This is a genomic window from Flavonifractor sp., from assembly GCF_019422385.1.
GTDB classification, from domain to species: Bacteria; Bacillota; Clostridia; order Oscillospirales; family Oscillospiraceae; genus Flavonifractor; species Flavonifractor avistercoris.
Genome location: NZ_JAHZDL010000017.1, coordinates 1 through 10,891, shown reverse-complemented (window position 1 = coordinate 10,891; position 10,891 = coordinate 1). Strand labels below are relative to the sequence as shown.

At 66.9% G+C, this 10,891-nt stretch carries 11 protein-coding genes; 1 reads left to right on the top strand and 10 read right to left on the bottom strand.

Annotated features, from left to right (window positions below):
- The 3 genes from QZ378_RS03995 to QZ378_RS03985 form a co-directional block, all read right to left on the bottom strand.
- A partial coding sequence (locus QZ378_RS03995; RefSeq protein ID WP_291257389.1) for a VanW family protein occupies positions 1 to 524 on the bottom strand: 524 nt, incomplete at its 3' end.
- Between the two features lie 69 nt (positions 525 to 593).
- The gene (locus QZ378_RS03990) at positions 594 to 857 is read right to left on the bottom strand and encodes an HPr family phosphocarrier protein (RefSeq protein ID WP_087236703.1); all 264 of its coding nucleotides are present in this window, start codon (positions 855 to 857) and stop codon (positions 594 to 596) included.
- A gap of 322 nt (positions 858 to 1,179) precedes the next feature.
- Entirely contained in the window at positions 1,180 to 3,552 is a 2,373-nt protein-coding gene (locus QZ378_RS03985) for an endonuclease MutS2 (RefSeq protein WP_291257388.1), read from the bottom strand.
- Positions 3,553 to 3,647: 95 nt separating this feature from the next.
- Between QZ378_RS03985 and QZ378_RS03980 the strand changes: the two genes are divergently transcribed.
- Complete coding sequence (locus QZ378_RS03980; protein WP_191380055.1) at positions 3,648 to 4,205, top strand: hypothetical protein; 558 nt, start codon at positions 3,648 to 3,650, stop codon at positions 4,203 to 4,205.
- A gap of 53 nt (positions 4,206 to 4,258) precedes the next feature.
- Here the strand turns inward: QZ378_RS03980 and QZ378_RS03975 are convergent, their stop codons facing one another.
- The 7 genes from QZ378_RS03975 to QZ378_RS03945 all read right to left on the bottom strand — a co-directional run.
- Positions 4,259 to 5,119, bottom strand: coding sequence for a PhzF family phenazine biosynthesis protein (locus tag QZ378_RS03975; protein ID WP_291257387.1), 861 nt, complete (start codon positions 5,117 to 5,119; stop codon positions 4,259 to 4,261).
- A gap of 2 nt (positions 5,120 to 5,121) precedes the next feature.
- Positions 5,122 to 5,874: a DNA repair protein RecO gene (recO, locus tag QZ378_RS03970; RefSeq protein WP_191380057.1), complete on the bottom strand. Its 753-nt coding sequence runs from the start codon at positions 5,872 to 5,874 to the stop codon at positions 5,122 to 5,124.
- Entirely contained in the window at positions 5,871 to 6,764 is an 894-nt protein-coding gene (era, locus tag QZ378_RS03965; RefSeq protein WP_291257386.1) for a GTPase Era, read from the bottom strand. Before era ends, recO begins: the two co-directional genes overlap by 4 nt.
- A gap of 1,044 nt (positions 6,765 to 7,808) precedes the next feature.
- Positions 7,809 to 8,321 (bottom strand): rRNA maturation RNase YbeY, encoded by a 513-nt coding sequence (ybeY, locus tag QZ378_RS03960; RefSeq protein ID WP_291257385.1) that lies wholly within the window; start codon positions 8,319 to 8,321, stop codon positions 7,809 to 7,811.
- Positions 8,318 to 8,809, bottom strand: coding sequence for a hypothetical protein (locus QZ378_RS03955; RefSeq protein ID WP_291257384.1), 492 nt, complete (start codon positions 8,807 to 8,809; stop codon positions 8,318 to 8,320). The genes ybeY and QZ378_RS03955 overlap by 4 nt, the downstream gene beginning before the upstream one ends.
- Positions 8,806 to 9,792, bottom strand: coding sequence for a PhoH family protein (locus QZ378_RS03950; protein WP_291257383.1), 987 nt, complete (start codon positions 9,790 to 9,792; stop codon positions 8,806 to 8,808). Before QZ378_RS03950 ends, QZ378_RS03955 begins: the two co-directional genes overlap by 4 nt.
- Positions 9,789 to 10,891, bottom strand: a 1,103-nt coding sequence (locus tag QZ378_RS03945) for a sporulation protein YqfD (protein ID WP_291257382.1), incomplete at its 5' end; no start/stop codon positions are given. The genes QZ378_RS03950 and QZ378_RS03945, both read right to left, overlap by 4 nt.

Sequence of the window (10,891 nt, the reverse complement as noted above, 5' to 3'; positions counted from 1 at the left end):
AAGCAGGTGGCCCCGCTGCCGAAGGGCTGGGTGCGGTTGGAGTCGGGAAACACGTCGTAGCCGTGCCGCCACCGCTCGGTCACCGTCAGGGGGGTGTGGAGGGTCATCCAGTAGAGCAGGTTGGTCATCTGGCACAGACCCCCGCCGATACCGGAGGCCACGTGCCCGTTGCGCAGGATCATCCCCTCCACATAGCCGCGCCGCCGGGTGGGCCTGCCCACCGTCCGCCAGAAGGACAGGGTCTCGCCGGGCGCCAGGGTCAGGCCGTCCAGCCTGGCCGCCGCCAGGCGCAGATTGGTCACCTTGCTGCGCTGGAGGGCCATATCCTCCCCCCGCAGCTGGCGCAGCAGGGGGGTGCGGTGCTCCGCCCACAGGTGGGGGCACGCCGCCCCGGGGCGGGACCGGGCAAAGCGCAGGCCGCCGGTGTGCCAGTACAGCCGCCGGCGGCAGCACAAAACCAGCGCCCCCAGCTTCAGCCGCAGAGCGCCCCGCCGCCGGGGCTCGGGAGTCAGCCTGCGATCCATCTCTCCACACCTCCCGTCTATCAAAAAAAGCGCCGCAGCTGCGGCGCTTTTTTCTCTCGCTCGTTTGACTTACTCAGCGAAGTTGGAGGAGATCAGCTCGATGAGCGCCTCCACGGCCTCCTTCTCGTCGGGGCCGTCCGCGATGAGGTTGATGGAAGTCCCCTTCACGATCCCCAGAGAGAGCACACCCAGCAGGCTCTTGGCGTTCACCCGGCGCTCGTCCTTCTCCACCCAAATGGAGCTCTTGAACTCATTGGCTTTCTGGATGAAAAACGTGGCGGGTCTGGCGTGCAGACCGACCTGGTTGTTCACAACTGCCTCTTTCATATACATAGCGTTTTCCCCCCAAAGATGCATTCGCATACTACGTATTATAGGATAGCAAATTTATCCCAAACCGTCAATATCAAAATACACAAATAACATGGAATGGACTGTAGAAAAAGACGAATCAGCGCCGTTTGTCCACCTTTTGGTGTCCTGTTGTCCACGCAACGCGGACAGTGTCACCGCAGCTCGGCGATGGTAACGCCATCCTCACGGCGCGGAGGCTTTCTGCGGAAAGCCTGTCGCTTCGCTCCGAGCCGCGCCTTCCGGGGGGAATCGATTCCCCCCGGAGGCCCCCCACGCGTTCCCGCGTGGGACGGGGGTTGTTCTATCGCAGCTCGGCGATGGTCACGCCATCTTCCCCCTCGCCGTAGCGGCCGGGGCGGAAGGATTTGATATAGCGGCTGCGCTTCAGGTGCTCCCGCACCGCGCGGCGCACCGCGCCGGTGCCCTTGCCGTGGATGATGCGCACCTCGTTGAGCTTGCCCAGCACCGCGCTGTCCAGGAAGAGATCCAGAGCGCCGATGGCCTCGTCCACCATCATGCCCCGGAGATCCACCTCCGGGGAGGCCCCCATGGCCCGCAGCTTGTGCTCCGCCCGCTGGACCACCTTCTTGGCCGCCTTCTGGGTCTCCCCCTCCACCACCCGGACCTCGTCCTGCTTGGCGGAGATTTTCAGAATGCCGGCCTGGAGCTGGAGAGAGCCGTCCTTGTTCACCGACAGGACGGTGGCCTGGGTGCCCATCTTCACCAGCTCCACCGTGTCCCCCGCCTTGGCCGGGCGGGTGGGGGGCGGCGCGGGCTCCTGGGGCCGCTGGCCCAGCTTGCCCTCCGCCTGGTTGAGGCTGTGGAGCAGGGCGGAGCGCTCGTCGTTGACCCGCTGCCAGTCCTCCTCCTTACGCTGGCGGCGGCGCATCTCGTTCAGCTCCCGGAAGGTCTGCTCGGCGGTGTCCCGGGCCTCGTCCAGAATGGCCCGGGCCTCCGCCTGGGCCTTCTCCACCGCCTTGGCCCGCTGGGCCTCCAGCTGGGCCTTGTACTCCCGGCTGGCCTTGGCCGTCTCCTCCATCTCCCGGCGGAGCTTTGCCGCGGCCTCCTTCTCTTTCTCCATCTGGTGGCGCTGCTCGTCCAGCTGGGTGAGCACGTCCTCAAACCGCACGTTCTCCGCGTCGATGCGGGCGGCGGCCTTCTGGATGATGGATTTGGGCAGGCCCAGCCGCTCCGAGATGGCGAAGGCGTTGGACTTGCCGGGTATGCCGATGAGCAGCCGGTAGGTGGGGGCCAGGGAGTCCACGTTGAACTCACAGGATGCGTTCTCCACCCCCGGAGTGGTCATGGCGTACACCTTCAGCTCGGCGTAGTGGGTGGTGGCGGCCACCAGGGCCCCCATCTCCCGGGCGCTGTCGATGACGGCGGCGGCCAGGGCCGCGCCCTCGATGGGGTCGGTGCCCGCCCCCAGCTCGTCAAAGAGGATCAGGGTGCGGTCGTCCGCCTCCTTCAGGATGCCCACGATGTTCACCATGTGGGAGGAGAAGGTGGACAGGCTCTGGGCGATGGACTGCTCGTCCCCCACGTCGGCCAGCACCCGGTCGAACACCCTGACGCGGCTGTCGTCCCCCACGGGGATGTGGAGGCCGCACTGGGCCATGAGGGTGAGCAGGCCGATGGTCTTGAGAGTGACGGTCTTGCCGCCGGTGTTGGGGCCGGTGATCACCAGGGTGTCGAAGTCCTCCCCCAGCATCAGGTCGTTGGCCACCGCCTTGTCCGGATCCAGCAGGGGGTGGCGGGCCTTGCGCAGGTAGAGGCCCTTTTCGGCGATTTTGGGTGCGCAGGCGCGCATCCGGTAGGACAGCTGGGCCTTGGCGAAGATCACGTCCAGGAAGATCAGCAGGCGGTAGTCCTGGGCGATGTCCTCCCCGAACTGGGCGCAGTCGGCGGACAGCTCCGCCAGGATGCGCTCGATCTCCTTCTCCTCCCGGGACTGGAGCTCCTTGAGCTCGTTGTTGGCCTTCACCACCCCCATGGGCTCGATGAAGAAGGTGGAGCCGGAGGAGGACACGTCGTGAACCAGGCCGGGCACGTCGTTCTTGTGCTCCGACTTCACCGGCACCACGAAGCGGTCGTTGCGCTGGGTGATGATGGCCTCCTGGAGGTACTTGGCCTGGTTGGAGGAGATGAGCTTGTTCAGAATGTCCCGCACCTTGGAGGCGGTGGCCCGGATGTGCCGCCGGATGGAGGCCAGCTCCGGGCTGGCCGCGTCGGCGATCTCGTCCTCCCCCAGGATGGAGCCGGTGATCTTCTCCTCCAGGAAGCGGTTGGCCGTCAGGGAGCGGAACAGGTGGTCGATGCAGGTCTTGGCCCGGTCGCCCTCCCCCTCGCCGTACTCCTTGGCGGAGCGGGCCGCCCGCAGCACGGCGGCGATGTCCAGCAGCTCCCGGGTGTTCAGCGCGCCCCCCATGTGGGCCCGCTGGAGGGAGGGGGCCACCGGCTTGACGCCGGACAGGGAGGGACTGCCCCGCAGGGCGGTCATCTGGACGGCGGCGCTGGTCTCGTCCAGGGCCCGCTGCACATCGTCGGCGTCGGTCAGGGGGCGCAGCGCCAGGCAGCGCTCCTTGCCCTCCTCCGTCACCGCCTGCTCCGCCAGGCGCTCCAGCACCTTGGGCAGCTCTAAGGTCTGTATGGATTTCTCAAATAAATCGGTCATATCGTCTTGTTCATCCTATTTGAAATTTCTCGGGAGAGCCGTCCCGCCGCACAGATGCGCCCTCCGGCGCGTAGGCTGGGGCAGGAGGGATTCCCATGGAAACTGATTCCTACACCTTCACGGAGGCCCAGCTGATCCTGCTCAACGCCAGCGTCAACGCCTGGCGGGGCAGCTCCTTCTGGGCCCTCATGTATATGCAGAGCCGCCTGTTCGACGCGGAAAACGCGGACAGCATCTACCAAGAGCTCCAGACCCAGCCCGCCCACTACGACCAGATCATGGAGCGGTACTACGGCGTCAGCCTGACCAGCGGGGCGGCCGCGGACGGCTCCCCCCTCTATCACTACTACGACACCTATCTGGAGCATCTGAAGCAGCGCCAGCGCCGGCAGGCCGAGCAGATCCGCCAGCAGTGGCTGGAACTCAACCGCCTCACCGCCCAGCGGCTGGCGGAGCTCAACCCCCACTGGGAGAGCAGCCTTTGGGGCTCCATGTTCACCCACAACACCAACCTGCTCTGCCAGGCCGCGGATCAGGATCTCCTGGGCAACTACCGGGCCATCAGCTCCTCCTACCTGCTGCTGGATCGGCTGGCCCAGGAGATGGGGGAGTACATGGCCACCGGCATCATCCGGCAGTTCGGCGTGGCCTGAGAACTGGCGCCGCGGGCTGTGCCCGCGGCGCTTTTCTGCCCCTCAGCAGGTGTTTACAGCAGCTCACACCGCAGGGTGAGCACCGCCCGGCCGCCCACCTGCACCTTCACGCCGCCCTCCGTCTCAGTGAGGCGGCTGAGGATCTCCGAGGGCTTGCCCATCTTCTCCCCCTGGACGAAGCGGTTGTCCGCCCCGGCGGCCACCAGGCCCCGGCGGAACAGGTAGTAGGTCAGGGCCCCGTTGGAGGTGCCGGTGGCGGCCTCCTCCGGGATGGCATACAGAGGGGCGAAGTTGCGGCAGTGGGCGGTGGCATCCGCCGTACCGGCGCAGAACATGTGGACGCCCACCACGCCGTAGTGCTCCGACAGGCGGGTGACCTCCCCCTCGTTCTGCACGGCCCGCTCCAGGGCGTCCAGATCCTTCACGGGCAGGAGGATGTCCAGCAGGCCGGTGCTCACCGCCTGGGCCTCCAGGCCGTCAGGCCGGTCGGCCAGGGATAGGCCGTAGGCGGCGTAGAGCTCCGCCTGCTCCTCCTCCGAGAAGCCCCGACCGTCGGTGGGGGGCGCCATGTCCATCCACACCGAGTCCGCCCCCACCTGGATGGTGAGATCGCCGGAGCGGGTGTGGAGGGCGTAGTCGCCGGGCCCGATGGCCCCGGTGTCCCGCAGGACGGTGAAGGAGGCGATGGTGGCATGGCCGCAGAGATCCACCTCCTCCGCCGGGGTGAAGTAGCGGATGTGGAAGGATTTCTCCCCCGTCTGCCGCACAAAGGCGGTCTCCGAGTGCTTCAGCTCCCCGGCCAGGGCGCGCATCAGGCCCTCCTCCGGGAAGGGCTCCCTTCCCAGCAGGGCCACGCCGGCCTGGTTGCCGGAAAAGCGCCGGGTGGTAAAAGCGTCCGCGACGTACAGCTTCATAGTCAATTCCCCCATTGATGATAAAAATCCAGGGTGCGAAACCCCCGGTCCAGCTGTGTGGTGAGAAACTGCTCGCAGGCCCGCCCCAGGCGGGCCAGGCTGTCCCCGTCCGCCTGGAAGGAGAACAGCCGCTTGGGATTGCCGTAGACGATGTGGCGCATGGCGGCCACAGCCCCCGGTGTCAGGGGCAGGTCGTCCCCCTCCCCCACCCGGCAGGACGCGCAGTGGAGCACCCCCTCGGTCAGGTGGAAGCGGGGCATTTCCGGCTCGGGCACGCCGCAGACGGCGCAGGCGTCCACCAGGGGCTCATACCCCGCCAGGCACATGAGGCGCAGCTCGTAGGCCGCCTTCACCAGGGCCAGGGGCTTGTTGAGCTGATCCAGGGCGTACAGGGCGTTGAGGATCAGCGACAGGGCCGCCGGGTCGGGCCGCCCCTCTACCGCCACGGCCTCCATCACCTCTGCGAAGTAGGAGGCCAGGCTCAGCTTCACCACGTCGGACTTCATGTGCCAGAACTGCTGGAGGGATTCCGCCTCGTTGAGGGTGAAGTGATCCCGGTACTCGAACAGGGTCATGTCCGAGTAGACCAACAGCTGGGCCGAGGCCGCCAGAGGGCTCCCCTTCCGGCGGCAGCCCCGGGCCTTGACCGTGCGCCTGCCCCCCTCGGCGGTGAGGACGGTGAGAATCTTGTCCGACTCTTTGTAGTTGACCTCCCGGAGCACCAGCCCCTGGGTGCTGATGTGCGCGCCGCTCATTCGTCCCGGTATCCGAAGTTATGGATCAAATTCAAGTTGTCCCGCCAGTTCTCCTTCACCTTTACCCAGGTCTGGAGAAACACCTTGGCGTCCAGGAACCGCTCCATATCCGAGCGGGCCAGGGAGGAGATCTTCTTGAGCATGGCGCCCCCCTTGCCGATGATGATGCCCTTGTGGCTGGCCTTCTCGCAGTAGATGGTGGCGTCCAGCTCGATCACCCCGTCCTCCCGCTCGGAGAAGCGGGTCAGCTCCACGGCGGTGCCGTGGGGGATCTCCTTGTCCAGGCAGAGCAGCAGCTTCTCCCGCAGGATCTCGGCGCAGATCTGCCGCTCCGGCTGGTCGGTGATCATGTCCTCGGGGAAGAGCTGGGGCCCCTCGGGCAGGAACTGGGAGAGCAGCTCCAGCAGCTCGTCCACCCCCTCGCCGTTCCTGGCGGAGATGGGCAGGATGGCGGCGAAGTCGTGGGCCGCCCCGTACACCTGCATAACGGAGAGCAGCTTCTCCTTCTCCACCGTGTCGATCTTGTTGATCACCAGCACGGCGGGCACGTTCAGGGCCTTGATGCGCTGGATCAGCTCCGCCTCGGGGGCGCCGATGTGGTCGATGGGCTCCACCAGCAGGAGCACCGCGTCCACGTCGGCCACGCTCTCCCGCACCACCTTCACCATGTAGTCCCCCAGCCGGGTACGGGCCCGGTGCAGGCCCGGCGTGTCCAGGAACACATACTGGCAGTCGTTTTTGTTCACCACCGCGCAGATACGGTTGCGGGTGGTCTGGGGCTTGTTGGTGACGATGGCGATCTTCTCGCCCACCAGGGCGTTGGTCAGGGTGGACTTGCCCACGTTGGGCCGGCCCACAATGGCAATCATGCCGGATTTCTTGATGTCCATAATGACACTCCTTATCTGCTCTTTCGTTTCCCGCCGGCCCAACCCGCGAAGCGGGCGCGCCTTTGGCGCGTACAAGCGTTTTGGGCCGCGCCCAAAACCTTGATGCCGGGCCAATTCACTTGGCCCGCGCAGATAAAATCACTTGGGGTCCCCACGGGGCGTGAGCCGCGCGGGGCGCCGGCCCACAATGGCAACCATACCGGATTTCTTGATGTCCATAGGTAATCCTCAACTTTCTTGAGCAGTTTTATGATGGTATTTTCAAACAGAGACAGCAGGCGGCGGGGGCAAGCCCCCGCCCTACGGCGCCGGTCCAAACTATAGCAGCCGCCGGGGTATTTCAGCGGCATGGCACCGATGGCGGCCCGGCGGGCCAAGCCGATACAGCGCGGCGGCTGTCAGGGCCTGCGGGGTAATCCCGATGCGTGCCGCCCAAGGCGCGGCAGCGCCTGTGACGCAAGTGAACACGGGGCCCCCGCCGAAGCCCAGCGAAGCGGGTTCGGTGGGGAGAGGAGGCACAGTGGAAGGAGTGAGCTTTGCCGTATGCGGCGAAGCGAATGATCTGGAACTTGTGCCGACGAAGCGGGCGTCGATGCGCGGTTGGTCTTTGCCCTGTCCGTACAACCCACCGCCGCCACGAGCCCCCGTTTGGGGATCCAGGGGGCAGAGCCCCCGGCCCTTCTTTTCCCCCATTTCTTTGGGAAGAAATGGGGGCGCCGTCGTCGGCCCAAGCTGCGGATCGTTCGCTTCCGGGCAGGCCCGAAAGCTCATTCCCTCCGCTGGGCCTCCTCTCCCCACGACGACCACTCCGTTGGGTCGCCGCGGGGGCCCCATTGGGCGCGCCCCGCGGGGGGCACCCCCGGCAGACGGGCGACCACAGGTCGCCCCTACGGATGCGGGCGGATGATATCCGCCCCTACGGGCCGGGCAGTTGACATACCGTGCCGGGCAGACCCATCCCCCGGTGGGCCCGGTAAATGACGGCGGGGGCAAGCCCCCGCCCTACGGGCAGGGAAACGGGCGGCGCGTCAAGGATGCCGCGCCCTACGATTCCGGCCCATCTCCGCCCGCTCGGGTGATGCCCAGCCCATTCAGGATGGCCTCCTCCCGCGCCCGCATCTGGGCCTTCATGGGCCCCTCGTCCAGGTGGTCGTAGCCCAGCAGGTGGAGCACCGAGTGGACGGCCAGATAGGCCGCCTCCCGCTCCGGGCCGTGACCGTACTCCGCCCCCTGGGCCTCAGCCCGTTCCAGGGAGAGCACCATGTCCCCCAGGGGCACCAGGCCGGTGCCCGGGTCCACCTCCACATCGTCCAATGTGGGCGGCGTGCCGGGGGTCAGGTTGAACATGGGGAAACTCAGCACGTCGGTGGGCCGGTCCACATCCCGCTGCTCCCTGTTGATGGCGTGGATGCCCTCGTCGTCGGTGAACAGCACGTCCACCTCGCAGGGGAAGGGCACCCCCTCCGCCTCCAGGGCGGCGGGGATCACCCGCCGCAGCAGCTCGGCGTAGGGCTCCGCCCCGTCCACCTCGGTCTCCATGAGAATTTCGTGGTTCATGGCTCGTCCTTTCTCTTTCCCGGCCCGTCCACGTGCTCGTCCAGCACCCAGGGCAGGTACAGGCTCACATTCAGGTCAAAGTTTGGCTCCGGAAAGTCCGGCTCCACCGGGAAGGTCTCGTGTCCCAGCATCAGGTGGAAGCCCGGCAGCTGCACCGGCGGGCCCCAAAAAGTCCCCTCGTTCTCCCTGCTCTCCGGCGTTTGGACCACCGCACCCGCCAGGCGCCACTGGACCTGGTAGAGCAGGCCCTTCTCCCGCCAGCTCTCGTCGTGGTAGAGCTCGCAGACGTAGGTGGCCTTCTCCGGCGGGATACCCAGCGTATCCAGGATGTCCAGCAGCTCCCCGGGCAGCTTCCGCGCCCTGGCCAGAGCCAGGAAGTTGCGGCAGTGGCCGCAGGTACAGCTCCAGTCCCCGGCCTGGGCGTACCAGGCCCGGGTGGCAGGCTCGTCCACCTCCACGGTATAGCCGTACCAGGAGAATGTGGTCATTTGCGCGCCTCCCGGTTCTCCTTCCTGGCCCGCCGGTTCTCGTCCTCCTCGTAGGCCTTGATGATGCGCTGGACAATCACGTGGCGCACCACGTCGGCCTCGCCCAGCTTGCAGATGGCGATGTCCTCCACCCCGTCCAGCACCCGCATGGCCTCCTTCAGGCCGGACACGGTGTCCTTCGGCAGGTCGATCTGGGTGATATCGCCGGTGATGACGATCTTGGAGCCGAAGCCCAGGCGGGTGAGGAACATCTTCATCTGCTCCCGGGAGGTGTTCTGGGCCTCGTCCAGGATGATGAAGGAGTCGTCCAGGGTGCGGCCCCGCATATAGGCCAGGGGGGCCACCTCGATGTTGCCCCGTTCCAGGTACTTGTTGTAGGTCTCCGCCCCCAGCATCTCAAAGAGGGCGTCATACAGGGGCCGCAGGTAGGGATCCACCTTGGACTGGAGGTCGCCGGGCAGGAAGCCCAGCCGCTCCCCGGCCTCCACCGCCGGGCGGGTGAGGATGATGCGGTTGACCTGCTTGTCCCGGAAGGCGGCCACGGCGGCGGCCACCGCCAGATAGGTCTTGCCGGTGCCCGCCGGGCCGATGCCCAGGGTGATGGTGTTCTTCTTGATGGCGTCCACATACCGCTTCTGGCCCAGGGTCTTGGCCTTGATGGGCTTGCCCTTGGCGGTGACGCACAGCACATCCCGGGCGATGTCGCCGATGTGCTCCTCGTTGCCCGCCTTCACCAGGTTGATGATGTAGCGCACGTTCTGCTCGGTGATGGTCTCCTTGCGGCCCGCCAGGTTGAGCAGGCCCTGGACGGCCTTGACGGCGTAGAGCACGTTCTCCGCCTCGCCGGAGATTTTCAGCTCAGAGTCCCGGTTGACCACCGTGACGCCCAGCTCCCGCTCAATGAGCTTGATGTTCTCGTCAAAGGAGCCGAAGATGTCAATGGCGTCCTCAATACGTTCCACGTTGATGCTCTGTTCGATCATGAATCGGCCTCGTTTTCCTGTGTAAAGTCTGCATGTTCTCTGGGCACAAACCGCCCGATCTCCTCGGTGCACTCGGCCTGGAGGGTGACCGTCAGCAGGCCGTCCCGCTCCGCGGCGGCAAAGGAGGCGTTCAGAATCTCCCCCTCCCCCACGCTCTCCCGGAGGGCCGCCAGCAGCTCCTCCTCCAGCAGGGCGCGGGCCGCCGCCGTCTCCACGGGGGCGCTCTCCAGGGTGTAGGCCCGGCAGGTCTCCCGGGTGAAGGCCAGGGGCATCTCCCGGCCGCCCGGCAGCGTCAATGTCCAGGTACGGCTTATTTTATCATACTCCGGGAAGGAAATTCCACTCTTTCCGAAAAAATCGATCCGCCGGCCGAACAGGGTCAGGGCCCAACGGCTGTGCTCCTCCCCGGTGTATGCCTTCACCGGAGCCTCCAGGGGGAGGGCGGCGGTGAGGGTGCGCCAGGTGCGGGCGTACACCTGTCCCTGGGCCCGCACCTCCATGGTGCCCAGGTTCTCCCGCTCGCTGTACATGGGGGCGTCCAGGACCACCGAGCCGGAGATGAGCACATCCCCCTCCACCACCGTGTCCCCCACGGCGAAGCGGGCCTCGCCGGACAGGGCGTCGATGCCGGTGATGATCCCCGAGGCCCGGGCCACGATGTCCCCCAGCTCCGTCCCGTCCACGGACTCCGGGGTCTCCACCGCCTCCCGCACCAGCACCTCCGCCCGGGTGCCGTGGAGGTTGACCGACAGCCATGACAGCCCCGGCAGGTTCATCAGCACCCGCCGCCCCACCTCGTCGGCGTCCAGGCCGGGGCCGTAGGCCCCCACGCCCAGCCCCTGTCGCCGCAGCTCGGTGAGGATCTCCGCCGTGGTGACGCTCTGGTTGCCCTCCACCTCCACGGTGAGAATGAACTGGGACAGCACGCACACCGCCGTCAGGGACAGGGCCAGCCCCACCAGCAGGGCGTACCGCCGCCGGAACCGGGCCAGGAAAAAGGGCACCCCCGACCGCCCCGCCGGGGTGACGGTGCACTGCACCTTCTCCCCCAGCGCCCGGGCCGGGCCGCTGCCCTGCCGGGTGACGGTGAGGCGGAGGC